Source organism: Rhodococcus sp. G-MC3, from assembly GCF_030063335.1.
Lineage (GTDB): Bacteria > Actinomycetota > Actinomycetes > Mycobacteriales > Mycobacteriaceae > Rhodococcoides.
Genome location: NZ_JASISW010000005.1, coordinates 21,238 through 47,252, shown reverse-complemented (window position 1 = coordinate 47,252; position 26,015 = coordinate 21,238). Strand labels below are relative to the sequence as shown.

At 62.3% G+C, this 26,015-nt stretch carries 23 protein-coding genes and 1 tRNA gene; 14 read left to right on the top strand and 10 right to left on the bottom strand.

The features are described 5' to 3' along the window. Nucleotides 1-20 precede the first annotated feature (20 nt). The 6 genes from aceE to QMK17_RS06455 all read left to right on the top strand — a co-directional run bounded on the left by aceE (nucleotide 21) and on the right by QMK17_RS06455 (nucleotide 8,608). Nucleotides 21-2,801 carry a pyruvate dehydrogenase (acetyl-transferring), homodimeric type gene (aceE, locus tag QMK17_RS06480; RefSeq protein WP_283507986.1) on the top strand — a complete coding sequence of 927 codons (2,781 nt, stop codon included), beginning with the start codon at nucleotides 21-23 and terminating at the stop codon, nucleotides 2,799-2,801. Between the two features lie 76 nt (nucleotides 2,802-2,877). Next, nucleotides 2,878-4,299 (top strand): PucR family transcriptional regulator, encoded by a 1,422-nt coding sequence (locus tag QMK17_RS06475; RefSeq protein ID WP_283507646.1) that lies wholly within the window; start codon nucleotides 2,878-2,880, stop codon nucleotides 4,297-4,299. Between the two features lie 128 nt (nucleotides 4,300-4,427). After that, nucleotides 4,428-5,336, top strand: coding sequence for an ACP S-malonyltransferase (locus tag QMK17_RS06470; protein WP_283507644.1), 909 nt, complete (start codon nucleotides 4,428-4,430; stop codon nucleotides 5,334-5,336). Nucleotides 5,337-5,506: 170 nt separating this feature from the next. Then, the gene (gene acpM / locus QMK17_RS06465; RefSeq protein ID WP_283507643.1) at nucleotides 5,507-5,809 is read left to right on the top strand and encodes a meromycolate extension acyl carrier protein AcpM; all 303 of its coding nucleotides are present in this window, start codon (nucleotides 5,507-5,509) and stop codon (nucleotides 5,807-5,809) included. A gap of 8 nt (nucleotides 5,810-5,817) precedes the next feature. Continuing rightward, complete coding sequence (locus QMK17_RS06460; protein ID WP_283507642.1) at nucleotides 5,818-7,068, top strand: KasA/KasB family beta-ketoacyl-ACP synthase; 1,251 nt, start codon at nucleotides 5,818-5,820, stop codon at nucleotides 7,066-7,068. A gap of 106 nt (nucleotides 7,069-7,174) precedes the next feature. Further along, nucleotides 7,175-8,608, top strand: a complete 1,434-nt coding sequence (locus QMK17_RS06455) for an acyl-CoA carboxylase subunit beta (protein WP_283507641.1) — start codon at nucleotides 7,175-7,177, stop codon at nucleotides 8,606-8,608. Nucleotides 8,609-8,619: 11 nt separating this feature from the next. On the opposite strand, the gene QMK17_RS06450 is transcribed toward QMK17_RS06455, so the two are convergent. From QMK17_RS06450 to QMK17_RS06435, 4 genes are all read right to left on the bottom strand, one after another. Beyond that, nucleotides 8,620-9,048: a cold-shock protein gene (locus QMK17_RS06450; protein ID WP_283507639.1), complete on the bottom strand. Its 429-nt coding sequence runs from the start codon at nucleotides 9,046-9,048 to the stop codon at nucleotides 8,620-8,622. Between the two features lie 132 nt (nucleotides 9,049-9,180). Beyond that, nucleotides 9,181-9,693, bottom strand: coding sequence for a DUF3145 domain-containing protein (locus tag QMK17_RS06445; RefSeq protein ID WP_283507636.1), 513 nt, complete (start codon nucleotides 9,691-9,693; stop codon nucleotides 9,181-9,183). A 165-nt stretch (nucleotides 9,694-9,858) separates the two neighbouring features. After that, nucleotides 9,859-10,689 carry a serine hydrolase domain-containing protein gene (locus tag QMK17_RS06440; RefSeq protein WP_283507635.1) on the bottom strand — a complete coding sequence of 277 codons (831 nt, stop codon included), beginning with the start codon at nucleotides 10,687-10,689 and terminating at the stop codon, nucleotides 9,859-9,861. A 73-nt stretch (nucleotides 10,690-10,762) separates the two neighbouring features. Beyond that, a complete protein-coding gene (locus tag QMK17_RS06435; protein ID WP_283507633.1) occupies nucleotides 10,763-11,890 on the bottom strand; it encodes an NDMA-dependent alcohol dehydrogenase in 1,128 nt (375 codons plus the stop codon). 375 nt (nucleotides 11,891-12,265) lie between these two features. Here QMK17_RS06435 and QMK17_RS06430 point away from each other — a divergent pair, with 375 nt between their 5' ends. Further along, nucleotides 12,266-14,401, top strand: a complete 2,136-nt coding sequence (locus tag QMK17_RS06430; protein ID WP_283507632.1) for a molybdopterin-dependent oxidoreductase — start codon at nucleotides 12,266-12,268, stop codon at nucleotides 14,399-14,401. Between the two features lie 67 nt (nucleotides 14,402-14,468). After that, a tRNA-Ile gene (locus QMK17_RS06425) sits at nucleotides 14,469-14,545 on the top strand. 7 nt (nucleotides 14,546-14,552) lie between these two features. On the opposite strand, the gene QMK17_RS06420 is transcribed toward QMK17_RS06425, so the two are convergent. Beyond that, complete coding sequence (locus QMK17_RS06420) at nucleotides 14,553-15,071, bottom strand: universal stress protein (protein WP_283507629.1); 519 nt, start codon at nucleotides 15,069-15,071, stop codon at nucleotides 14,553-14,555. A gap of 112 nt (nucleotides 15,072-15,183) precedes the next feature. On the opposite strand from QMK17_RS06420, the gene QMK17_RS06415 reads away from it, so the two are divergent. Together QMK17_RS06415 and QMK17_RS06410 are read left to right on the top strand one after the other, a co-directional pair. Beyond that, complete coding sequence (locus tag QMK17_RS06415) at nucleotides 15,184-15,648, top strand: cupin domain-containing protein (protein WP_283507627.1); 465 nt, start codon at nucleotides 15,184-15,186, stop codon at nucleotides 15,646-15,648. A gap of 110 nt (nucleotides 15,649-15,758) precedes the next feature. Beyond that, on the top strand, nucleotides 15,759-16,481 hold the full coding sequence (locus QMK17_RS06410; RefSeq protein ID WP_283507625.1) for a GAF and ANTAR domain-containing protein: 723 nt from the start codon (nucleotides 15,759-15,761) through the stop codon (nucleotides 16,479-16,481). 60 nt (nucleotides 16,482-16,541) lie between these two features. Here QMK17_RS06410 and QMK17_RS06405 read toward each other — a convergent pair whose 3' ends face one another. Continuing rightward, complete coding sequence (locus QMK17_RS06405; protein ID WP_283507624.1) at nucleotides 16,542-18,026, bottom strand: MFS transporter; 1,485 nt, start codon at nucleotides 18,024-18,026, stop codon at nucleotides 16,542-16,544. Next, nucleotides 18,023-18,637, bottom strand: a complete 615-nt coding sequence (locus QMK17_RS06400; protein ID WP_283507623.1) for a PadR family transcriptional regulator — start codon at nucleotides 18,635-18,637, stop codon at nucleotides 18,023-18,025. Before QMK17_RS06400 ends, QMK17_RS06405 begins: the two co-directional genes overlap by 4 nt. 245 nt (nucleotides 18,638-18,882) lie before the next feature. Between QMK17_RS06400 and QMK17_RS06395 the strand changes: the two genes are divergently transcribed. The 3 genes from QMK17_RS06395 to QMK17_RS06385 all read left to right on the top strand — a co-directional run bounded on the left by QMK17_RS06395 (nucleotide 18,883) and on the right by QMK17_RS06385 (nucleotide 24,103). Next, nucleotides 18,883-22,962: a molybdopterin-dependent oxidoreductase gene (locus tag QMK17_RS06395; RefSeq protein WP_442972708.1), complete on the top strand. Its 4,080-nt coding sequence runs from the start codon at nucleotides 18,883-18,885 to the stop codon at nucleotides 22,960-22,962. A gap of 87 nt (nucleotides 22,963-23,049) precedes the next feature. Further along, the gene (locus QMK17_RS06390) at nucleotides 23,050-23,601 is read left to right on the top strand and encodes an isochorismatase family protein (RefSeq protein WP_283507620.1); all 552 of its coding nucleotides are present in this window, start codon (nucleotides 23,050-23,052) and stop codon (nucleotides 23,599-23,601) included. A 109-nt stretch (nucleotides 23,602-23,710) separates the two neighbouring features. After that, nucleotides 23,711-24,103, top strand: a complete 393-nt coding sequence (locus QMK17_RS06385) for a VOC family protein (RefSeq protein ID WP_283507619.1) — start codon at nucleotides 23,711-23,713, stop codon at nucleotides 24,101-24,103. A gap of 3 nt (nucleotides 24,104-24,106) precedes the next feature. On the opposite strand, the gene QMK17_RS06380 is transcribed toward QMK17_RS06385, so the two are convergent. Genes QMK17_RS06380 through QMK17_RS06370 form a run of 3 tightly spaced genes read right to left on the bottom strand, consistent with a single transcriptional unit; the run spans nucleotide 24,107 to nucleotide 25,573 of the window. Further along, nucleotides 24,107-24,874, bottom strand: a complete 768-nt coding sequence (locus tag QMK17_RS06380; RefSeq protein ID WP_283507618.1) for an SDR family NAD(P)-dependent oxidoreductase — start codon at nucleotides 24,872-24,874, stop codon at nucleotides 24,107-24,109. Nucleotides 24,875-24,884: 10 nt separating this feature from the next. After that, nucleotides 24,885-25,274 (bottom strand): VOC family protein, encoded by a 390-nt coding sequence (locus QMK17_RS06375; protein WP_283507616.1) that lies wholly within the window; start codon nucleotides 25,272-25,274, stop codon nucleotides 24,885-24,887. Continuing rightward, nucleotides 25,271-25,573, bottom strand: a complete 303-nt coding sequence (locus QMK17_RS06370) for an ArsR/SmtB family transcription factor (RefSeq protein WP_283507615.1) — start codon at nucleotides 25,571-25,573, stop codon at nucleotides 25,271-25,273. The genes QMK17_RS06375 and QMK17_RS06370 overlap by 4 nt, the downstream gene beginning before the upstream one ends. A gap of 77 nt (nucleotides 25,574-25,650) precedes the next feature. On the opposite strand from QMK17_RS06370, the gene QMK17_RS06365 reads away from it, so the two are divergent. Continuing rightward, nucleotides 25,651-25,968, top strand: coding sequence for a hypothetical protein (locus QMK17_RS06365; protein WP_283507614.1), 318 nt, complete (start codon nucleotides 25,651-25,653; stop codon nucleotides 25,966-25,968). Nucleotides 25,969-26,015: the final 47 nt, after the last annotated feature.

Below are 26,015 nucleotides of genomic sequence, written 5' to 3'. Positions count from 1 at the left end.
CCACACAGACTGCCGGCAAGATGAGCGAGCCTACCGGCTCGCAGGGTCGGGTCCGCGTCATCCGCGAGGGTGTTGCGTCATACCTGCCCGACATCGACAATGACGAGACCAACGAATGGATCGAATCCTTCGATGGTTTGCTGGAGAGGTCGGGCCCGAACCGCGCTCGCTACCTGATGTTGAGGTTGCTGGAGCGCGCTGGTGAGCGCCGCGTCGCTCTGCCGTCGCTGACTTCGACGGACTACGTCAACACCATTCCGACCGAGAACGAACCGTGGTTCCCCGGCGACGAATCCATGGAACGCCGCTACCGCGCCTGGATTCGCTGGAACGCCGCGATCATGGTCCACCGCGCACAGCGGCCGGGTGTCGGCGTTGGTGGTCACATCTCCACGTACGCATCTTCGGCAGCGTTGTACGAGGTCGGCTTCAACCACTTCTTCCGCGGCAAGGACCACCCGGGCGGCGGCGACCACATCTTCATCCAGGGCCACGCCTCCCCCGGCATCTACGCCCGCGCGTTCCTCGAAGGCCGAATCCCGGCCGAGCGCATGGACGGTTTCCGCCAGGAAGCAAGTCACAAAGACGAGGGCGGCGCTCTGCCGTCGTACCCGCACCCCCGCTTGATGCAGGACTTCTGGGAGTTCCCGACGGTGTCGATGGGCCTCGGCCCCATGAACGCCATCTACCAGGCACGGTTCAACCATTACCTGAACGACCGCGGCATCAAGGACACCAGCGACCAGCACGTATGGGCGTTTCTCGGAGACGGCGAGATGGACGAGCCGGAATCACGCGGACTCGCTCATGTCGCAGCAACCGAAGGCCTCGACAACCTGACGTTCGTCGTCAACTGCAACCTGCAGCGTCTCGACGGGCCCGTCCGCGGTAACGGCAAGATCATCCAGGAACTGGAGTCTTTCTTCCGCGGAGCCGGCTGGAACGTCATCAAGGTCGTCTGGGGCCGCGAGTGGGATGCACTATTGCATGCCGACCGCGACGGCGCCCTCGTCAACCTGATGAACACCACGCCCGACGGTGACTTCCAGACCTACAAGGCCAACGACGGCAGTTACGTCCGCGATCACTTCTTCGGTCGCGACCCCCGCACCAAGGAACTGGTGAAAGATCTTTCCGACGACGAGATCTGGAACCTCAAGCGCGGCGGTCACGACTACCGCAAGGTCCATGCTGCGTACGCCGCGGCGATGGCGCACAAGGGTCAGCCGACGGTCATCCTCGCGCACACCATCAAGGGCTACACCCTCGGTAAGAGTTTCGAGGGTCGTAACGCCACGCACCAGATGAAGAAGCTGACCCTCGACGACCTGAAGACCTTCCGCGATCTGCAGCACATCCCGATCTCCGATGAGGAGCTCGAGAAGGATCCCTACATGCCGCCGTACTACCACCCCGGTGCGGATGCTCCCGAGATCCAGTACATGCTCGACCGTCGTAACAAGCTCGGTGGTTTCGTCCCCGAGCGTCGAGTGGACGTGAAGCCGCTGCCTCAGCCGAGCGACGACACGTACAAGACGTTGCTCAAGGGTTCCGGCAAGCAGGAAATTGCCACCACGATGGCGCTCGTGCGCGTCATGAAGGAACTGCTGCGCGACAAGGAAATCGGCCACCGAATCGTGCCGATCATTCCCGACGAGGCCCGCACCTTCGGTATGGACTCGTGGTTCCCGTCGTTGAAGATCTACAACCGCAACGGCCAGCTGTACACGTCGGTCGACTCGGAACTGATGCTCGCCTACAAGGAGAGCTCAGTCGGTCAAATTCTGCACGAGGGCATCAACGAAGCAGGTTCCACGGCCTCGTTCACAGCGGTCGGCACGTCGTACGCGACACACGGCGAGGTCATGATTCCGCTGTACATCTTCTACTCGATGTTCGGCTTCCAGCGCACCGGTGACGGCCTGTGGGCCGCCGCCGACCAGATGGCACGCGGATTCGTCCTCGGAGCCACTGCAGGCCGAACCACGCTGACCGGAGAGGGCCTGCAGCACGCCGACGGCCACTCGTTGCTCCTTGCATCGACCAACCCGGCTGCGGTTGCCTACGATCCGGCGTTCTCGTTCGAGATCGCACACATCGTCAAGGACGGCCTGCGTCGGATGTACGGCGGAACCCCCGGTGTAGAGGGCTTCGGTGGAGAAAACATCTTCTACTACATCACCCTTTACAACGAGCCCTACCAGCAGCCGGCGGAGCCGGAGAACCTCGATGTCGAGGGTCTCCTGAAGGGCATTTACCGGTTCGAGGCACCGCAGGACGGCGAAGGACCCGAGGCACAGTTGTTGGCGTCGGGAGTCGGTCTCGTTTCCGCACGTAAGGCCAGGGAGTTGTTGCAGGACGAGTGGGGCGTCCGTTCCGCCGTGTGGTCGGTGACATCGTGGGGTGAGCTTCGCCGCGACGGTATCGATGCCGAGCGCGACGCTCTGCGCGATCCGAGCGCCGACAAGCGCGTCCCATTCGTGACGCAGGCCCTGTCCGATGCCGCAGGCCCAGTCATCGCTGCCTCCGATTGGATGCGTGCGGTTCCCGATCAGATTCGCCAATGGGTTCCGGGTGACTACGTCACCCTCGGCACCGACGGCTTCGGGTTCTCCGATACCCGTCCGGCTGCGCGACGAGTGTTCAACGTCGACGCCGAGTCCATCGTCGTCGCTACGCTGTCCGCACTCGCGGCGTCAGGTGAGATCGACAAGTCCAAGGCCGTCGAGGCTGCGAACAAGTACAAGATCGACGACGTGGCGGCTGCGCCCACCTCGTTCGCCGACACCGGTTCCGCATAACCGGGACATGAGTTACCACGCCCGCCCATTCGTGTCCGTTTCCTCGCACACGAGTGGGCGGGCGTAGGTTTTTCCCATGGTCGATCCTGAGAGCGCAGCCGGCGGAGTGACCCGAGAATCTGAGAGCGCAGCCGGCGGAGTGACCCGAGAATCTGAGAGCGCAGCCGGCGGAGTGACCCGAGAATCCGAGAGCGCAGTCCGAGACGACTACATCACCGACAACGAGGTACATCTGCCGGGGAAGGCCCTGACTCCGGCGCGGCAGAAACGCGATCCCCTTCCCGATGCGCTCTTGCGGCGCGTGAAACAGTTTTCCGGCCGCTTGTCGACGGAGGCTGTGACGGCCATGCAGGATCAGCTCCCGTTCTTCGGTGGCCTGGACGCTGCGCAACGGGCGAGCGTTCAGCTGCTGATCCAGACGGCTGTGGACAATTTCTTGGAGTGGCTCAAGAACCCTCAGAGCGATATTCGTTTCAGTCTCGATGCGTTCCAGGTCATTCCTCAGGATTTGGCCAGGCGACTCACTCTTCGACAGACCGTCGACATGGTGCGGGTCGCGATGGAGTTCTTCGAGCAGTGGTTGCCCGCACTCGCCCGCAACGATCAGCAGCTCGTGGCATTGACCGAGGCCGTTCTTCGGTACGGGCGAGAGCTCGGCTTCGCGGCGGCGTCGGTCTATGCCAGTGCTGCGGAGTCGCGCGGGGCCTGGGACACTCGCCTGGAGGCGTTGGTAGTCGATGCCGTAGTCAGAGGCGATACCGGTTCGGACATGCTCTCGCGCGCAGCAACTCTCAACTGGGATCCCACAGCACCAGCGACCGTCCTCGTCGGCATACCGCCCGACGATCAAGGCGTGTCCGTTGTGGGCACGGTGCATGCGGTGGCTCAGAAGTACGGTCGGGCTGCGTTGGCCGTCGTCCAGGGAACTCGACTGGTCATGGTGGTCAGCGGGCAGCTGTCCGACGACGCGTCCAGCCATTCGTTCCTCGACGATATGCTCAAGAACTTTTCCGACGGCCCTGTGGTGATCGGTCCGACGACGCGCACGCTTGGAGCTGCGCATTCGAGTGCTGTCGAGGCGTTTGCCGGCACGCAAGCGGTCGCGGGATGGCGCGGGGCTCCCCGTCCAGTGCATGCCGGCGAGCTGCTTCCGGAGCGGGCCCTTCTGGGCGATGCCGCTGCGGTCGCAGCGCTCAACGAACTCATCGTCGACCCTTTGTCGTCGGCCGGATCGAGCCTCGCAGACACGTTGGACGCGTATCTCGATTGTGGTGGGGCAGTGGAAACCTGCTCACGTCTGCTGTTTGTTCATCCAAACACTGTCCGATATCGCCTGAAAAGAATAGCTGAAGTCACTGGACGAGATCCGACGCAATCGCGTGATGCGTATGTGTTGAGGGTGGCTGCAACGGTAGGTCGATTGGCTCGAACCCATCACGAACCGCAGTATCCAGTCACACACGCCACACACGTAACATTCGGTGAAATCGTCACGTAACGCCCGAGCGGGTCGTGGCGATGCGGAGCTCCCACAAGCCGATTTGTAGGGTCTCCACAAAATGAGGGTCGAGAGTTCATTCACAGCGACACCTCCCAAACGATCCTTCACAGTGTTCCCTTAACAATGTGATTGCGTTGCTTGCGCCCGGCCAGGGCTCCCAGACACCCGGCATGCTTCTGCCATGGCTCGAATTGCCAGGAGCTGCCGATCGCGTTGCGTTGTGGTCCAAGGCTTCGGGCCTCGATCTTGCGCGACTGGGCACCACAGCGACCGCGGCGGAGATCACCGATACGTCGGTGACCCAACCGCTGGTCGTGGCGGCAGCTCTACTGGCGTTCGAGGAAATTGCTGCGCAGGGAATTCTGCCGGAGGATGCCGTCATCGCCGGCCATTCGGTCGGCGAACTCGCTGCAGCAGCGGTCGCGGGTGTCATCTCGTCCGACGAAGCAGTCACTCTTGCAGCTGTACGCGGAGCGGAAATGGCCAAGGCTTGCGCGCTGGAGGCAACCGGGATGTCCGCTGTCCTCGGCGGCGACGAGGCCGCAGTGCTCGCCCGCCTCGAAGAACTCGGCCTCGAACCGGCCAACGTCAATGCTGCCGGCCAGATCGTCGCAGCCGGTCTGCTCACTGCACTGGCGGAACTGGCCGAGAACCCGCCCGAGAAGGCGCGAGTCCGCGCACTTCCGGTGGCTGGCGCGTTCCACACCCGCTTCATGGCGCCTGCGCAGGACGCGGTAGCTGCCGCGTCCGCTGCGATCACCCCGTCGGCGCCCGTGCGCACGCTGCTGTCGAATTCGGATGGCAAGCCTGTGACGTCGGGATCGGATGCGATCACCAAGCTTGCCGCACAGGTCACCAAGCCTGTTCGGTGGGATCTGTGCACCGCGACGTTGCGGGAATCTGCGGTGTCTGCCGTGGCGGAGCTGCCACCGGCCGGAGCACTCGTTGGTATCGCCAAGCGTGAAATGCGCGGCACTCCGACCCTCGGCCTCAAGAAACCCGAGGATATTGCCGCATTGGCCGAGCTGATCTAGCTCGACACAAACCTCCCGTGGGCTTGGTTCCCACGGGCTCAGGGTGCCGTCTGCACTACGAGACGAGCACGTGGCGTCGAGATTCGACGAAGACGTCACACAACGACCAGCACCATGATTTCGGTACGTCGATTCACGGCGTACCGACACTGAATGAAGGGAGCCACGCAGTGGCCAGCCAGGAAGACCTCATCGCCGGACTTGCAGAGATCATCGAGGAGGTCACGGGTATCGAACCCTCCGAGGTGACCATCGACAAGTCCTTCGTGGACGACCTCGACATCGACTCCCTGTCCATGGTCGAGATTGCAGTTCAGACCGAAGACAAGTACGGCGTCAAGATCCCCGACGAAGACCTCGCGGGCCTGCGCACCGTCGGCGACGCAGTGTCGTACATCCAGAAGCTCGAAGCGGAGAACCCCGAAGCTGCCGAGGCAATCAAGTCCAAGCTCGACGACTCCGCGAGCGAGTGAGTCGAACCGTGACCAACCCATCCACAGCAAACGGGCGCTTCCCGAATGTCGTCGTCACCAGCCTCGCTGCGACCACGTCCATCGCGGGCGACGTCGACGCAACGTGGAAGGGTCTGCTGAACGGTGAGAGCGGAATCGCAACACTCGAGGACGATTTCGTCGCCGAGTACGACCTTCCCGTTCGCATCGGCGGACACCTTGCGGTGAGTCCGACATCTCTTCTCACCAGAGTCGAGGCCCGCAGGCTGAGCTACGTGGAGCAGCTGTCCACAGTGCTCGGTCGCGAAGTATGGAAGAACGCCGGCAGCCCCGAAGTGGACCCGCTTCGCCTCGCGGTGTCGATCGGAACCGGTCTCGGCGGTGGCGATTCATTGATCGATGCCACCGAGAAGATGAAGGCAGGCGGCTACCGCAAAGTCTCACCGCTCGCCGTTCAGATGGTCATGCCCAACGGTCCGGCAGCGGTCGTGGGCTTGGAACTGAAGGCACAGGCAGGTGTTATTACGCCAGTGTCCGCATGTTCTTCGGGATCGGAAGCCATCGCTCACGCGTGGCGGATGATTGTCATGGGTGACGCCGACATGGTCGTCACCGGTGGTGTCGAGGGGTACATCGATGCGGTGCCGATCGCGAGCTTCTCCATGATGCGCGCGATGAGCACCAACAACGACAACCCCCAGGGTGCATCACGGCCGTTCGACAAGGATCGTGACGGATTCGTGTTCGGCGAGGCTGGCGCGCTCATGGTCATCGAGACCGAAGAGCACGCCAAGGCTCGTGGGGCCACCATCCATGCACGCCTGCTCGGCGCGGGCATTACTTCGGACGGATTCCACCTCGTGGCACCCGACCCCGAAGGCAAGGGCGCTGCACGTGCAATGCAACGTGCAATCGAGATTGCGGGCTTGCAGAAGTCCGACGTCACGCACGTCAACGCGCATGCAACGGCAACACCCATCGGTGACACTGCCGAAGCGCTTGCAATCAACAAGGCTGTCGGTACCCACGCCGCGGTCTACGCACCAAAGTCCGCACTCGGCCACTCGATCGGCGCCGTCGGCGCACTCGAATCGGTGCTGACGGTGCTTGCAGTGCGAGAGGGAATTATCCCTCCCACACTGAACTTGGAGAATCAGGATCCGCAGATCGATCTCGATGTCGTCAAGGGCGAAGCCCGAACCGGCCAGATCGACTACGCGATCAACAACTCGTTCGGATTCGGTGGGCACAACGTCGCGCTCGCCTTCGGTCGGGCCTGATTTTCACTTCGCGGTGAAGTTCTGACTCGGAGCACTCGAACTCGGGTGGGGCATGTGCGCCCCACCCGAGGATCGCCCCTCACAGGGCACGCAGAAGGAGAACGCGATGACCATTCTGTCCCCCTCGACACGTTCGGGTAGCTCCACGGACCCCCGTGATCCTCGCGCTCGTCTCGCGAAGCTGTTCGATGCCGGAACCATGGTTTCGCTGCACGAACGGGACAAGTCCGGTCTCCTCGCCGCATCCGGCGACATCGACGGCGTCCACACCGTCGCCTACTGCTCCGACGCCACCGTCATGGGCGGCGCAATGGGTGTCGACGGGTGCAAGCACATTGTTTCGGCTATCGACATCGCTATCGACCGCGGTGCGCCCATCGTCGGAATCTGGCATTCCGGTGGTGCCCGCCTCGCCGAGGGCGTCGAAGCGCTTCACGCCGTCGGCCTCGTGTTCGAGGCCATGGTTCGCGCATCCGGCCTCGTCCCGCAAATTTCGGTCGTCCTCGGCTTTGCCGCAGGCGGCGCCGCGTACGGCCCGGCACTGACCGACGTCGTCATCATGGCTCCGGAAGGACGTGTGTTCGTCACCGGGCCCGACGTGGTTCGCAGCGTCACCGGCGAGCAGGTCGACATGGTTTCGCTCGGTGGTCCCGATACGCATTACAAGAAATCAGGCGTCTGCCACATAGTCGCCGACGACGAACTCGATGCCCTCACCCGCGCACGTCGACTGGTGTCGATGTTCAGCGAACAGGGCACGTTCGACATCGCTGCGGCCGAGCACGGCGACACCGACCTCCGCGCACTGCTGCCGGAGTCGAACCGTCGCGCTTACGACGTACACCCGATCATCGACGAACTGCTCGACAACGTCGAAGGGGAATCGACGTTCGAGGAGCTCCAAGGCGGCTGGGCACGCAGCATCGTGATCGGCCTGGGCCGCTTGAGCGGCCGCACCGTCGGAGTCATCGCGAACAACCCGATCCGACTCGGTGGATGTCTCAACTCCGAGAGCGCCGAGAAGGCCGCTCGCTTCGTCCGTCTCTGCGATGCCTTCGGCATTCCTCTCGTCGTCGTCGTCGACGTCCCCGGTTACCTTCCCGGTGTCAGCATGGAGTGGGAAGGCGTCGTTCGACGCGGCGCCAAACTGCTTCACGCGTTTGCCGAAGCAAAGGTCCCGCGAGTTACGCTCGTCACCCGCAAGATCTATGGGGGTGCCTATATTGCGATGAACGCGCGGGCGCTCGGAGCAACCGCCGTCTATGCGTGGCCGGGTTCCGAGGTCGCCGTGATGGGCGCCAAGGCTGCCGTCGGCATCTTGCACAAGAAGGCGTTGGCTGCTGCACCGGACGATGAGCGCGACGCACTTCACGACCGCCTCACCATCGAGCACGAGACGATAGCCGGCGGTGTCGAGCGAGCCGTGGCCATCGGAGTGGTCGACCAGATCATCGAGCCGGCCCACACACGATCGATCGTCGCCAAAGCGCTGGCCGCGGCGCCTGCGCTGCGCGGAAACCACAAGAACATCCCGTTGTGATCCGAGAGTTTCTAGCCTTCCAGCCATTTGTGTGACTGCGCGATCCGCACGACAACCTGACGCACGTCGAGCAGCTGTTCCGTGGTCAGTCCCCGATTGGCGTGCAGCAAGGCCTCGGTGAGCTCGGCAGAGAATTCCCGCAACGACAGGACATCGCACACAACATCGTCGTATTCCGTAGTCTCGGCGTCGGGAACAATCGCCGGAACCGCGTAACGAGTGACGGGTTTGGGCGAATCCAAGATTTGCACCTGCCCCGCTTTGAGACCGCGATCGCCCTGCTCGGCGACGTACTCGACCCGAACACCCGGCGCAAGAAGGCGCTTGTCGAAATCGAGATCGTTGACGTGAATGAACACATCGTCGCCGCCCTCATCCGGCGCGACGAAACCGTATCCCTTGAATTCGTCGAAACGAATGACCTTACCGGTCGACAACATGACACCACCCCATTCGAGACCTAGTTGCCCACATTCCTACCCTCGCACGGTTGACAACGATACCGAGCGCGATCGAGAGAGCCCACAATCGAGCAGGCCGCGTTGAGCGGCCGACAATCGGTGCCGTGGCAATCAGCCCGCGTTGCGCCTGAGCCAGGTCACTTCTGCGCCTGCTCCCCCGGTGCGGTACGACTCGAGCGCGTTGTCCCAGCTGATACCGAGGGCATGTTCGATCTCGGCCGCAAGATTGCCTGAGTCTCCATCGATCATTGACTTCAGCCGCATCTCACCGAGGATCACATCGCCGTTGGCGCTGGTGGATCCGCGCCACAGTCCGAGTCCAGGAACGTGCGCAAACCGCTCGCCGTCGACGCCATCGCTGGCGTCCTCTGTCACCTCGAATCGGAGCATCTGCCACGACCTCAGAACGCCCGCGAGCGTAGCGCCCGTTCCGACCGGGCCAACCCAGTTGCTCGTGGCACGAAGCTGCCCGTCCGACGACGGTTGCGCCGACCATTTGAGGTTCGCACGGCAATCGAGCACGTCGGACAGCGCCCATTCCACGTGCGGGCACAGCGCGGCAGGCGACGAGTGGATGTAGACCACACCCGACGTCGCATCCGCGAATTGATTCAATACACGCATTCTTTCAACACCTCCAGCTTCGACGAGGGACGTCTTCCCCAACGACCTCGACACGGCACTGGAATGCTGTCTTCGTATACGTGTGTGCACTAGTGTGCCCCGAGTTACCCCTGTTGCGCCAGTGCACGGGAGTAATCAGTTGTACGAAATGAACCTCAGGTGTGTCTAACCGGGGTTGTTGCTCAGGATTTCGTCGGACAATTCCGTCCACAACGGCTTCGCCCATTCACCGAACGCCAGATCCGTCAACACCACGGCGGCGAGGTTCGCCTGCGGATCCACCCATAGAAACGTCCCGGATTGCCCGAAATGACCGAAGGTGGCCGTCGAATTGTGAAGCCCGGTCCAGTGCGGAGACTTGCTGTCTCTGAGCTCGAAGCCCAGTCCCCAATCGTTCGGCTTCTGGGATCCGTACCCCGGAAGCACACCCGACACGCCGCCGAAGTGCACCGCGGTTGCGTCGTCGAGAGTCGTGGCGGACAGCAGCTGGGGATTGATCAGCTCGGCCGCGAAGGCGGTCAGATCGTTCGCCGACGAACTGGCGCCGTGGCCGGCGGACCCGGACAGGATGGACGACGCCATGCCGAGAGGCGCGAAGACCGCTTCATCCAGGTACATGGCAAAAGGAATGCCGGTCTCGTCGGCAATGAGATCGGCCAACACCTCGAAACCCGCACTCGAATAAATACGCCTTTCGCCAGGATCCGCCTGAACCCTGCGTTCGCCGAACGCAAGCCCCGAAGTGTGAGCCAGCAGATGACGCACCGTCGAACCCTCGGGGCCTGCCGGTTGATCGAGTTCGATCGCTTCTTCCTCGACGGCGACCAGGGCCGCGTAGGCAACGAGAAGTTTCGTGACCGAGGCCAGCTCGTACACACGATCGAGATCGCCGTACGTGTCCACTACGGTGCTCCGGGAGATCCCCGCCGTCCCCGCGACAACCGTCGCCGATGCGTTGTCGACAGGCCACCCTGCAATCAAATCAAGACTGTGCACGACGAAGAGCCTAATAGGAGTGGATCGGCGAGTCTTCCACCCCTTACTCGGCTACCGATCGGCCCTTACTCGGCTACCGATCGGCATCGGTGAACTTGACGACGCCTCGGATGTTCTTGCCGTCGAGCATGTCTTGATAGCCGGTGTTGATGTCGTCGAGCGTGTAGGTGTTGGTGATCATGTCGTCGAGATTGAGCTGCCCACTCTTGTACATGGAAAGGAGCAGTGGGATGTCGTGACGCGGGTTTCCGCCACCGAAAATGGCGCCCTGCAGGTCCTTCTGGAGCATCGTGAACAAGAACAGGTTCAGCTTGACATCCATGTCCTCCATTCGGCCCATCCCGGTGACGACGCAGCGACCAGCTTTGGCCGTCAACAGCAACGCGGCTTCGATGTCCTCGCCTTTGATCTCGCCGACCGTGATGATGGTCTTCTCTGCCATGCGACCTGCGGTGAGTTCCATCAGCGGCATCAATGCCTCTGCTGCGCTGGCAAATACGTGCGTTGCACCGAACTTGAGTGCTTGATCCCGTTTGAAGGCAACAGGATCGATCGCGATCACTTTGGTGGCACCGGACTGAACGGCTCCCTGTAGGGCACTGAGGCCCACACCCCCGACTCCGATGATCGCGACGGTGTCACCGGGCGTCACTTTCGCGACGTTGACCGCCGAGCCCCAACCGGTCGGGACTCCGCAACCGACGAGTGATGCGACGTCGAACGGGATATCGTCGTCGATTTTGACGGCCGACGTCTCGTGCACGGTCATGTACGGGGAGAACGTTCCGAGCAGGCACATCGGAATGACATCCTGGCCGCGCGCCTGAATGCGAAAAGTCCCGTCGCTGATGGCCATACCGCTGAGCAGACCCATGCCGAGATCGCACAGGTTCTGGTGTCCGTTCGCGCATGCCGGACAGTGTCCGCACGACGGTATGAAGGACAGCACGACGTGGTCGCCTTCCTTCAGCGTCTTCACCTCGGGCCCAACCTTGATGACGACGCCCGATCCCTCGTGACCACCCATGACCGGGTAGGACGGCATCGGCGTGGCACCGGTGACGATGTGATGGTCGGAGTGGCACATCCCGGCCGCCTCCATACGGATCTGCACCTCACCCGCCACGGGTTCACCGACCTCGATTTCTTCGACCGACCATGGCTCGTTCAGACCCCACAGCACTGCGCCCTTGGTTTTCATCGCGACCCGCCTTTTCCACACAGTCCGACCCGCCGTTCGAGCCGATTGCAGTGAGACCGACGATAGTCACAGAACCCCAAAATTGGAACACGTTCTAGTAGTTCCGTTCAGAAAAATTCAGCAGCCGGCACACGTAGCGAAGACCGCCTGGGCGAAACCGGATCCGGGCCCACCGAAGAACGTGTTCACCCAGTCGACGACAGCGGGCTGCAAATCAGGAGCATCTGACGCCGCCACGGCGGCATGCCGGCTCCGGTCCGCTGTCACATCGAATTCGATACCGGCGAACAGCCCGTTAGCAGCGGCTTTTCGGGTTTTCCTGCACTGTTTCAACACCGCGCTAGGCTCACCACTGACGACGAGGAGAACAAAGACATGACGGTGCGCCACGGCTCGTGCAACCTGTGTGAGGCGATCTGTGGGCTCGAGTTCACAGTCGAGAACAATGCGGTGACGTCGATACGCGGAGACAAGAAGGACCCACTCTCCCGTGGGCACATCTGCCCGAAAGCACTCTCACTCCCCGACCTACATCTCGACCCCGACCGACTGAGCACTCCGATTCGTCGCACCGAGTCCGGATGGGAAGCAATCGAGTGGGACGAGGCCTATGAGCTCGTGGTCGAGGGGCTGATTTCGACCCGCAAGAAGTACGGTTCCAACGCGGTCGGCGTCTATCAAGGCAATCCGAACGTGCACAGCCTCGGCGCCATGACCCACGGGGTTCCGTTCACATCGATGCTGCGGACTCGCAACCGCTACTCGGCGACCTCTCTCGACCAACTACCCCACCAACTGGTCAATTACCTGTTGTACGGTCACCAACTCGCACTTCCTATCCCCGACATCGATCACACCGACTTCTTTCTCGTGCTCGGTGGCAATCCGATGGCATCCAACGGCTCGATGATGACGGTTCCAGATTTCGCGCATCGAGTACGCGATCTGAAGGCTCGCGGTGGAAAGCTGATCGTCGTCGATCCACGCAGGACCGAGACCGCCGACGTCGCGGACGTCCATCACTTCATTCGACCCGGTACCGATGCACTCTTGCTGCTCGCGCTGATCAACGTGATCGTCGACTCCGGCAGCACACGGACGGCAGAGTACGTCGACGGAGCTCACGACGTCGCCCAGCTGGTCTCCGAGTTCACTCCCCAGGCCGTGGCCCCTGCAGTGGGCATCTCCGCCGAGAACATCACCTCGCTCGCAGCCGACTTCGCAGCTGCGGACTCCGCCGTCGCCTACGGACGTATGGGCGTCTCCACGCAGCAATTCGGCAGCGTCTGCCAGTGGGCGATCCAGGTTCTCAACATCCTGACCGGCAATCTGGACCGGGTCGGGGGTGCGCTGCTGACCGATCCGGCGATCGACCTCGCCGAGAAGAAGATCGTGGGCCGCGGCCACTTCGACAAGTGGCGCTCGCGTGTTCGTGATCTACCGGAGTTCGCCGGCGAGCTCCCGTGCTCCACTCTGGTGGACGAGATGACGACACCGGGCGACGGTCAGATCCGGGCGATGGCCGTGTTCTCCGGTAACCCTGTGTTGTCGATGCCGGGCGGCGAGAAACTGGACCGCGCATTCGCGAACCTGGATTTCATGGTGTCCTTCGACTTCTACATCAATGAGACGTCGCGGCACGCCGACGTGATTCTGCCGCCGACGATGGCGCTCGAACGCGATCACTACGATCTCGTGTTCCAGACGTTCGCCGTCCGCAACACAGCCAAATTCATGCCTGCGATCCTCGAGAAGAAACAGGACGCGAAAGACGATTGGGAGATCTTCCGCGATCTCGCTCTTCGGTACCGTGCACGATTGTCCGACTCGCCGATCGACCGCGTTCGAGCCCGGATTCGTCCGAAATCCCTTGTCGCCGAAGCTCGTTTGCGTCTCTCGCCTACACGTACGATCGACCTGCTGCTCCGCAGTCAGAGAAAGGGCCTGTCAGTGGCAGCGCTGCGGAGGTCACCGCACGGCACCGATCTCGGTCCGCTGAAACCGGGCTTGCCGAAGAAACTGCACACCCGCGACAAGAGAATTCACCTCGTTCAAGACGTCATCGTCGGCGAGCTCCCCGCATTGCACGATCTGATGACCACGGCGCTTGCGCCCACCGGCGGTGAACTGCTGATGATCGGCCGGCGCCACCTTCGAAGCAACAATTCGTGGATGCACAATTCTCCTCGATTGACCAAGGGGAAGCCTCGTCACCAACTGCTCGCGCATCCCGACGACCTGTTCGATCGCGGTATCGAGGACGGCTCGCTCGTCTCGGTGACGTCCGCGGCGGGCTCGGTGCGTATCGAGGTACAGGCAACGGATCGCATGATGCCGGGGGTGGTGAGCATGCCCCACGGTTTCGGCCATCAGCGTCCCGGCGTCGAACTGTCGGGCGCTCGCGCGGTGGTCGGGCCGAGCGCCAACGACGTCACCGATCCACAGCGAGTCGACGCCGTCTCCGCCAACGCAATCCTCAATGGAATACCCGTCTCGGTGAAGGCCGTATGACGTACCCCTCCGAGTACTCGGAGGTTGCGGACTCTGTAGCATTCTGACGGCTCGCTTCACGCGAGATGGGGCGGTAGCTCAGTCGGTTAGAGCCGTGGACTCATAATCCATTGGTCGCGGGTTCGAGCCCCGCCCGCCCCACCAGTCCGGATCATGGCACCACCGTCACCGGCCACCGGCCCGCTTTGACCAATCGAACTGCGACGGACCCGAACATTCGGTGTCCTGCGTGCTCAGAGGCGCCGACGACGATGGCGTCGGCACGCAGCTCGTCGGCCACGGCGACGAGGCCGTTATAGGGATCGCCTGTGGCCGTGCGGAACTCCCACCGGATCGCCTCCCTACCCTCGCTCGACTTTTGAATGTAGGCGAGAAGTTCGTCGGCAATTTCCTTGCCCGTCTCGACGAGTGAAATTCCCGCCTGCCCCCATGCTGCAGTGGCGAGCGGCTGCACGTATACGAGCACGAGCAGTGAGCCTTGACGCCTCGACAACCCTGCGGCATACGCTGCAGCTCGCCACGCCGAATCGGAACCGTCGATACCCGTCAAGATCACCTTTGGGCCGTCGACACCGTATTCGAACACGTGTGATGCGGCCGCAGCGGGTTCGAAGCCTGCCGGTTCGAAGCCAGCCGGTTCGGACTCGGGGGCATCTGCTGATTCATCCACGTCGTTCACGCTACCCAGCGCCGATCAGAGGAAAAAATCTGATACCTACACCTGTCTGACCGTCTGTAATTAGTCTGTGTGGGCTCGGGGTCCCTCGACGAGAGGTAAAACAATGTCCACCATCGTTCGCTGGAGCACTACCGGAATCTGTTTTCTCGCGTTGGCGGGTGTGTCCCCCGCGGTCGCACACGCGACACCGCCATCGGGTGTCACAGCCGAGACGCTCGGCCACGTGTCGTTTCCCTTTCTGCCGGGTAGCGCCGCCATCGCGGGGACCGACTTCACTGCTCGCAAGATCACCATCGCGCCCGGTGGCACCACGGGCTGGCATTATCACGACGGACCGGTATACGCGTACGTCGAAACGGGCGTTCTGACAAGAACTTTGCACGATTGTTCGCAGGTGTCGACTCCCGCAGGCCAGATAGTAGCCGAGGAGATCGACGCGAATCACGTCCACGAGGGAACCAATCTGGGCACGGTTCCGGTGGTGCTCTATGCCGCATACATCGAGCCTCCGGGAAAGCCGTTCGCGGAAGATGCGCCTGCGCCGCCGTGCGCAGCGACTGCCGAGTGAACGGGGCGCTGTGACCACTGAGTATCGTTAGCGGTCGAATGCGGCTTCTCGAGTCAAGGGTGGCGCACTGATGCCACTATGCGACTTTGCACCGACCGATGGGAGTGTCCATGGACAACTCGAGGACGAATGAAACTGCCTCGATCGACCCAGCCACGGTCTTCGCAGCGCTCGCGGACATCGTGTACACGGGCAGCACCGCCGAGGAGGTGTACTCGGCAATCTGCGTCGCGGCGACACTGCTAATTCCTGGCTGCGATCACGCGAGTCTGATGTTGGTGCGCCGAGGTAAGCCCATCACCGTCGCGGCATCGGATGAAGTGGCGCGCACCGTCGACGACATCGAGCGCGCGACAGGCGAAGGTCCCTGCCTGGACGCCATCGAGAACGAGGCTGCCCAGGTCGAGACCGACTTCCTGACGCCGACTCGGTGGCCGGCGCTCGCACGGGGCGTCTTGACGCGCACTCCGGTGCGCGGTGCGATGGGGTTCCGACTGATGCTCGATCAGAAGAAGGTAGGTGCACTGAACCTGTTCAGCGATACCCCCGGGCTGTTCGACGCCGGTACCGCCGACAAGGCGATCGTATTGACGGCATTCGCTGCGGTGACGGTCTCGGCGATCATCAGCGGCGAGGAAGCCGACACCCTGCGTCGCGGCCTGCAAAGCAATCGTGAGATCGGCAAGGCCATCGGCCTGCTGATGGTGATGCACGACGTGAACGACGATCAGGCTTTCGATATGTTGCGCAAGACTTCTCAGGACTTGAACGTCAAGATCGCAGCACTGGCACAGTCGGTGGTCGAAGCACACAAACGTAGCATCAGCAGTTAGTCGGACCTGCTACCGAGAACCCGCGCGCAATCCGCGCGCGGGTTTTCACAGCATCGACAATCACTTGGTTTCTGCGGGCGGTCCCAGCGCGTCGACGCGCTTGGGAAGTGCGAACACCAGGAGTAAGGCGATCACCGCGAACGCGGCGCTGACAGACATTGCCACCGATGCTGCGTGCATGAAACCACTGGCGACCGTATCCGGACCGGTGATGTTCAGCGATCCGAAAAGAACGCTGCCGATGACGGCGATACCGACAGCACTGCCGATACGCTGCATCGTCGCGATCACTCCGCTGGCAGAACCGGCGTCCTGACGGTCGACGGTCGCGACGATGAACTGCGCGTTGGGCGCGATGAATGCACCGTTTCCGAGACCGCCGATGAACAACGGAACCAGTAGTTTCCAGTTGGTGAGATCCGCCGGTTCGGTGTTCGCCAGGAGCAGCCACATCCAGATCAGGCTGATTGCCACGAGCGACGTTCCGATGAGCAGGACGGTCCGACCGAGGCGCTGCGTGAGCTTGTTGCTCTGGGACGAGGCGATGATGCCGCCGATCGCGAACGGAAGCATGACGGCGCCGGAAGACAACGCCGAATTGCCGAGTCCTGACTGCCACAGCAGGGACAGCGTGAAGAAGATGCTGGTGAAGGAGGCGAAATACACGAGCGCGAGGATCGTGCCCCCGGTGAACGCGGGGTGCGTGAACAGTTTGGGCGGCACCATGGGGTTGTGTCCGGCTCGGGTGTAACGAACTTCCCACACCCCGAACGCCGCGATCAGGAGCACACCCGCCGCGAGCGTGACATAGGTCCACATCGGCCAGCCCTGGTCCTGTCCCTCGATCAGTGGAACCAACAGCGCAACGAGTCCTGTCGTGACCAGCACCAGACCGACCCAGTCGATCCCACTCGGCGGTGTTGCCTCGTCCTCCGAGCGCTTCGGCAGTAGGAACGCTGCCGCAACGAGCCCAACGATTCCGATCGGTATGTTGACCCAGAAAACGCCACGCCAACCGTTCTCGTTGCCGAAGGCCTGGATGATAAGGCCGCCGGTGATCGGTCCGAGTGCTGTCGAGACGCCGATGACCGCACCCATGATCGCGAAGGCCTTCCCGCGTACCTGCCCGGGGAACAAGAGCTGAATGAACGCGGTGACGGCCGGCACGAAGATGCCGCCAGCAAGCCCCTGGACGATTCGTGCGATGACGAGTTGTAAATCGGTGGCGGCTAATCCGCAGGCAAAGCTGGCTACGGTGAACAGTGCGAGGCCGGCAAAGAACACCCACTTGTGACCGATTCGGTCACCCACCTTGCCCGCGGGAATCAACGCGAGACCGAACGCAAGGGCGTAGCCGGAGATGATCCACGACAAGGTCGCCTCGGACGCACCGAGGCTGGTTTCGATCGTCGGGAGCGCGACGTTGACAATCGTGGTGTCCAGCAGTGCCATGAACATCCCGAGCAACAGCACGGTCAGCGCCTGCCAGGATTTGCGGGGGACGTCCACCGACTGCGCAGACGGCCGAGAATTGATGTCGGTCATGATGTGTAACTGTCCTTCGGTTGGTGCGGCAGAGTTTCATGCGGCAGGGGGCCGTGAACACGCGTGGACTCGTCGGACACTATATTCGGGATCGCGTCGACAAGTCTCTGGTGCCAGTCGATTTCGGCCCTGAGTCTCGCCTCGCGATGTTCGAGCGCGAAGGTTTCGGCCAGCGACAGGTGCGGTCGAGCTCGGTCGTTGGCTTCGACCGAGACGCGCAGCAGTTCGTCGAGCAGCGCAGTGCGTGCAGCGATGACGCCGGGGAGCTGATCGAGCGTGTCGGGATCCAATCTCGTAAGAGCCAGGTCGAAGGGATCGGGTCGCAGCACGAACTCCGACAGACCCTGCCCACGCAGGTTCCCGAGAGCCTCCAGCCCGGAAGCCGTGATGGCGTAGATCTGGCGGGCCGGGAAGTTTCCTTCTCGCTCTGTGCGAACGTCGACGATCAATCCTTCCGAAAGCAAACGCTTCAACGCGCCATAGAGGCCCCCCACCGAGATGTCGGTCCACAGGTGAACTCGTTCTTCCTCGGCCAGCAACTTCAGCTGGTGGCCGTGCATCTCACCTCGCTGCGCGAGCGAGCCCAGGATGAACAAACGAATTGAAGACACGCGACTACTCTCGCACGACTACTTTTCGATGTCAACGCGGCTTCCAACCCATGCCGGCTACCTCACTCATCGAGACATCACGCCCAAGGCAGGTCGCCTGTGAGGACAACGTCACGTCGGCCTAACTGACTGGTCATCGACCCGAATCGTGCGGTGAGGATGGTGGACTCGTGGCCTCTGGAAGCGTCGACCTCGCAACGGACACCGTCAAGACGGTGTGCGCCTACTGTGGCGTCGGATGCGGAATGACCTTGCAGATCGGTTCGGTCGGCGGCACTCCGACGATCAAGAAATCAGTGGGTGACGTCTCACACCCGGCCAATTTCGGACGGCTTTGCACCAAGGGTTCCACCACGTCGGACATGCTTGCGGCCCCCGGCCGACTCGAGACGGCGAGGGTTCGGCAGGACCGCACCGGCGACGCGGTGCAGGCAAACACCATGGACGCGATCGCAAGCACTGCCAGGCAACTCCGAGCGATTCTCGACGAGCACGGCCCTGATGCGCTCGGCATCTACGTATCGGGGCAGATGTCCGTCGAGGCGCAGTACCTGTCGAACAAATTGGCAAAGGGCTACATCGGAACCAACCAGATCGAGTCGAATTCGCGTCTGTGCATGGCGAGCGCAGGTACCGGCTACAAGCAGTCGCTCGGCGCCGACGGCCCTCCCGGCTCCTACGAGGACTTCGACCACGCCGACGTATTTCTGGTGACCGGCGCAAACATGGCCGATTGCCATCCAATTCTCTTTCTTCGCATGATGGACCGCGTCAAGCAAGGCGCCAAACTCATCGTGGTCGACCCGCGCCGGAACGCCACGGCCGACAAGTCTCACCTGCATCTGCAGATCGCACCAGGAACCGATCTCGACCTCCTCAACGGCCTCCTTCATCTTCTGGTCGCGGCCGGGCACACCGACAAGGAGTTCATCGCCGAGTTCACCGACGGGTGGGAGGCAATGGCCGAGTTCCTACCCGACTACACGCCCGCCAAGGTGAGTGCGACGACCGGCATCCCCGAAGCCGATCTACGGACCGCCGCACAGTGGATAGGCGAGGCAGACAACTGGATGAGTTGCTGGACCATGGGTCTCAACCAGTCGACTCACGGAACGTGGAACACCAACGCACTCGTCAACTTGCATCTCGCCACCGGCGCCATCTGCCGAACCGGCAGCGGGCCGTTCTCGCTCACCGGTCAACCCAACGCCATGGGTGGTCGCGAAATGGGTTACATGGGGCCCGGATTGCCTGGCCAGCGTGCAGTCCTGTCCGAGGATGATCGTGTGTTCGTCGAACAGCAGTGGAAGGTCCCTGCGGGAACCCTACGCACCGACGTCGGCGGCGGCACCATCGAGATGTTCACCAAAATGGCCGACGGTGACATCAGGGCCTGTTGGATAATCTGCACCAATCCTGTTGCCTCGGTGGCCAATCGCAAAACCGTCATCGCCGGCCTCGAACGTGCCCAACTGGTGATCACCCAGGATGCGTTCGCGGACACGGAAACGAACGGATATGCCGACGTCATGCTGCCCGCCGCGCTGTGGACGGAATCCGAGGGTGTCATGATCAACTCGGAACGCGATCTCACCCTGTTCCAGAAGGCGGTGGACGCTCCCGGGGAAGCACTCCCCGACTGGCAGATCATTTCGCTGATGGCCTCCGAACTCGGCTATGCCGATGCTTTCTCCTACTCCAGCGCCGAGGAGGTCTTCGAGGAAATCAAGCTGTTCTCGAACCCGCGCACGGGCTACGACCTGCGCGGAGTCACTTACGACCGACTCAGAAGCACTCCGCTGCAATGGCCATGCCCTCCCGACGACGACCACGACAGACACCCCATCAGATACGTCAACGATGGCATCAGCCAAACGCTTCGGGTTCGAGACGACGGTTCGACACCTCGCCTGTCCTTCCCGACGCCCACCGGTCGCGCGCAGTTCTTCGCCCGCCCCTCGATGAAGCCCGCCGAGATGCCGGACGACGACTACCCATTTCTCCTCAATACCGGTCGGCTGCAACATCAGTGGCACACGATGACGAAGACCGGCAAGGTCGCCAAACTCAACAAACTCAATCCAGGTCCGTTCATCGAGATCCACCCACTCGACGCCGAACGACTCGGGTACGTTGCCGGTGATCGCATCGAAGTGGCCTCGAGGCGAGGTCGAGCGGTGCTCCCCGCCGTCGTCAGCGACCGAGTGCGTCCTGGGGACTGTTTCGCCCCGTTCCATTGGAACGACTCGTTCGGCGAATACCTGTCCATCAATGCGGTAACGAACGACGCCATCGACCCGTATTCACAGCAACCGGAGTTCAAGATCTGCGCAGTCACCCTCACCAAGGTCGCGCCGGAACTGTCCGCATCGACACCCGAGACCACAGGGGCGCCCACGTCGCCGATCGACGCGCTGGCGATACTCGCCGGCGATCCCGCCGGGCCAGCACTGCCGCTGCCCGTCGTCGAGCAGCGCTATATCGCGGGACTACTCGCAGGGCTTCGTGCCGATACTGCACTGGGCAGTGCAGGAGCGCCGGTTCTTCCATCGACCACTCCCTTGTCACCCGAAACTCGCGCATGGATCGACGGCATGCTCGTCGGCATGTTCTCCCGCGAACAGTCGACGCGCCCCGACTCTGCGAGCAACCCCGCAAGCGAACCAGCAGACGAACTCGATCGCATCCTCGTTCTGTGGGCATCGCAAACCGGCAACGCCGAGGATTTCGCGTTCTCGTGCGTGGAACAGCTTCGCGCCGACGGCTATGCCGTCGACGAACATGTGATGGAGAACTTCTCACCGGCGGAGCTCTCCGGCTACCCGAACGTGCTGTTGATCAGCAGCACCACCGGCGACGGCGATGCCCCGGACAACGGAACGACCTTTCTCGACGGGCTATCGGGCGATTCGGCACCGGATATGACGGGCGTTCGGTTCGCAGTCCTTGCATTCGGGGATTCCAACTACGACGACTTCTGCGGACACGGAAGAAGGCTTGATTCCAGATTCTTGGATCTCGGAGCGGAACGCCTGGTGGGCCGAGTCGATTGCGAGCCGGACTTCGAGGACGCATCGTCGATGTGGTTGGAGCGGGTACGCGGAAAGCTCGGCTCCACAGACGCCGCTGCGGCATCCACTCCGCCGTCACCTGGTCAGTCCTCACCTGTCGATCCGTCACAACAGGCTGCCGACAGCGCCGTCGCCACCTATGGAAAGAAAGCCCCGCTTCCTACTTCGCTCGTGCGCAATACCCCACTCAGCGCCGCCGGGTCGAGCAAGGACGTCCGTCAATTCGGATTCCACCTTCCCGAAGGAACGCTGAGCTATGAGGCAGGCGATGCATTGGGAGTGTGGCCACGCAACAGCGACACCCTCGTGGACGAATGGTTGAACGCAACCAAGCTCGACGGCGATACCGTCGTCGAACTCGCCGGATTCGAGTCCATGCCGCTTCGATTCGCGTTGCGTGATCGCCTCGAAATCGCCAAAGCGTCGCCGGATCTGCTGAAGTTCGTTCAGAGCCGGGCGGGCGATGCCGACCTCGAACGCCTACTCATGCCGGAGAACAAGGGGGCGCTGTCGGATTGGATGTGGGGCAGACAGTCTATCGACGTGCTCACCCATTCCCCCGTTCGCGCTGACGTCGACGAATGGCTGAGCGTACTCAAACCCCTCCAACCCCGGCTCTATTCGATCTCTTCCAGTCCGAAAGAAGACCCCCGTGAGGTTCAGTTGACGGTCTCGACCGTGCGCTACAACGTCCACGGAATTCCGCGGCGCGGCGTGTGCTCGACTTACCTGGCCGACCATGCCGAAGGTGAGGACATCGGAATTTTCGTGCAGAAGTCCGCACACTTCAAGCCACCGGAGGATCCAACCACCCCGATGATCATGGTCGGACCCGGAACCGGCGTCGCACCGTTCCGTGCGTTCCTCCACGAGCGGCGTGCGCTGGGACATACCGGGCCGAACTGGCTGTTCTTCGGAGAACAACACGCTGCAACAGACTTCTACTACCGAGACGAACTGACCGCGATGCTCGACGACGGATCACTCTCGCGCCTCGATCTGGCGTTCTCCCGTGACCAGTCCGAGAAGGTGTACGTGCAGGATCGGATGACCGAGAACGGCGCAGAACTGTGGAAGTGGCTTCAGCAGGGTGCGCACTTCTACGTGTGCGGCGACGCGTCCAGGATGGCCAAGGATGTACACAACGCATTGGAGGGCGTTGTCGCACAGCACGGAAGGCTCGCACCTGCGAGTGCACAGTCGTATGTCAAGGCTCTGTCGGCCGAGAAGAGATACGTGCGCGACGTCTACTGACGTCGAGGCATCGCTACCTCGAGCAGAGCGGGCACGAGCCGAACCGCTTTCGTGTCTCTGTCCGACGCCAGCGCTATTCTGACTCGCATGACAACACTCCTCGACCGTCCGAGAACAGCACTGCTCGTGGTCGACGTTCAGAACGACGTGATGGCTGCATCGATCGACGCGGACACTGTTGTATCGAACATCCAAGCACTTGTCGCGAGGGCAAGGGCCGCGCTGACGCCGGTCGTGTGGGTCCAGCACTCGTCGGACGAATTGGTGCCGTCGACTCCCGGCTGGGCATACGTACCTCGATTGACACGGCTGGAATCGGAACCGCTGATTCACAAGACCTACGGCGATTCCTTCGAGGACACCGATCTCGAATCGGTTCTGGCCGAACTCGGTGTAGGCGGTTTGATCGTCGTCGGTGCTCAAACCGACGCCTGCATCAGAAGCACGCTGCACGGTGCCCTCGCTCGCGGATACGACGCCACCCTTGTCAGCGACGCCCACACGACGGAAGATCTCAGCGAATGGGGCGCTCCTCCCCCGCAACAGGTCATCGCGCACACCAATCTGTATTGGGAAAACCAAAAAGCACCCGGCCGAATCGCGGGCACCGTCGCCACCGATGCAGTCGACTTCGGCTGACCTGTTTTAGCGATTGCCGACCGTCTGCGGCCGAGCCACTGGCTACCATGTACCACCACCGCATGTACCAACACCGCGATCGACGACGCCGCCACCTGGAGCACACAACATGAAGATGAAGCTGGAACTGGTCCCCATCGCAGTAGCCGACGTCGACCTCTCCAAAGCGTTCTACACCGAGAAACTTGGATTCGTCGCCGATGTCGACGTGCAGCCCGCGCCAGGAGTCAGGGTGGTTCAGCTGACCCCTCCGGGTTCGGCATGTTCGATAAGCATGGGAACAGGGTTGCCGGCATATTCCATGCCACCCGGTTCCACCAAGGGCCTGCATCTTGTGGTGGAGGACATCGAGGCGTCGAGAACTGAATTGCTCGAACGCGGCGTTGTCGTGGGCGATGTCGAGGATGTCGGCGGCGGGGTCAGGTACGCAGGCTTCGCCGATCTCGACGACAACACCTGGACCTTGCAGGAGATGCCCTGGCGAACCGGTGACAGCTTCTAGCGGTCACATCCGAAGGTGCGAGGCACCGTTGACGTCGAGAACCGTCCCTGACGACCACATCGCCTCGGGCGACGCCAGATACAGCACTGCCGATGCAACCTCTTCCGGCGTACCGACGCGACCGAAAGGGCTTTGACTGCGTATCGCTGCACCCTCGTCGCCTTCCAATCGCGCAGCGACTCTTTCGGTTTCGATGAATCCCGGTGCGACAGAAGTTACACAGATCCTGTGCGGCGCAAGCGCGACGGCCAACGACTGGCCCATCGCGATCAACGCCGCTTTGCTTGCGCCGTAGGCCGGATGATCAGGTTCGCCGCGAAACGCACCGCGCGAGGCGATGTTGACGATGTGTCCCGGCCTGCCGCCTGCGATCATCGAGTGCGCCGCACAGTACGAGGCATTGGCTGCTGCAACAAGATTGACATCCAACGTTCGACTCCATGCCGATTGCCAGACTTCGTAGGACGTCCCCACGATCGGATGCGGCTCCATGCGGGCAGCGTTGTTCACCAGAACGTCGAGCCCTCTTTCCCCTGCCGCCTCGCCGACGACCCGTCGAACTTCTTCCGGGTCGGTGAGGTCGCCCCGCACGACTCGGTGCCCTTCGCCCGCGAGTCCGGACAGCGTGATATCGGCATCGTCGCTGCGAGAGTTGCAGTGCACGGCAACCGTATCGCCATGCGCGGCGAATGCGCGGGCGATCGCACGACCAATACCGCGGGAGCCGCCGGTGACCAGGACAGTTCTACTTGTCGCCGCTGCTCGACTCATCGCCGCTGCCTCAGCCTGCGTAGCTGGAGATCTGGATGAGGTTGCCACAGGTGTCGTCGAACGTCGCGACGGTGACCGGACCCATCTCGGTGGGCTGCTGCGTGAACACGACACCGAGCCCGATCAGACGTTCGTACTCGGCATGCACGTCGTCGACAGCGAACGATGTGAACGGAATTCCATCGGCCATCAGCGCTTCCCGGAAGGGCGCAACGGCAGGATGATCGGCCGGTTCGAGCCCCAGTTCTGGACCGTCCTCGTTGCCAGGGCTCACGAGAGTCAGCCACTTGTGAGCACCCATCGGAATTTCGTGCTTCTTCACGAACCCCAGGATGTCGGTGTAAAAGCCCAGTGCCGTGTCTTGGTCGTTGACCATGATGCTGGTGATGTAGATCTTCACTGTTGCTCCTGACTCGATGCGGGCCATCGTTGACCGATCTCCCTCAGCGGACCGGTGTCGATGAAGTGAAACTTGTAGCGGCCCTTTCGCTTCACGCGAACCAGACCTGCGTTCTCTAACACGTCGAGATGTTGCGACACCGCTTGCCTCGTCGACGACAGACCGTGCGTAGTGATCAACCTCGTACACAACTCGAAGAGCGTCTGCTCGTCTCTGCACACCAACTCGTCCAGAATCAGACGACGGGTCGGATCCGCCAGCGCCTTGAACATCTCGGCAACCCCCGGTTTCTCGGGCATCACAGAACAATAGGCAAGCGCACGCTTGCATGTCAATAGCTCGGTCGCCCCATGCGCAATTCGACTAGCGTCGAAGCATGACCGATGGACCCGAACTGACCGACGACGGCCACCACGTCGTCATCAAAGGCAGAAAGTGGCGAGCCACCGATCCGCACATCCCTGAGGCTCGGAACGCCGAGTTACGTTCGATCCTGATGGCGTGGCGGCGCGACGTGCGCACGACCGACGGTTCCCAGCGATCACGCGACGGAGTCCAGGCAGCCAAAGTTGCGCTCGGAGAGCGCGGAACGCCGTGGTGGGAGCAGACCGCTGAAGAACGCCGAGCACGGTGGGAAACCAAGGTCGACCGCCCCGACGAACAACCGGACGACCACGAGAGCACCGCGCCCTGAGCGAGGGTCCCTGGCAGGTTCGCCGATCCGACCATGTGGACGCGATA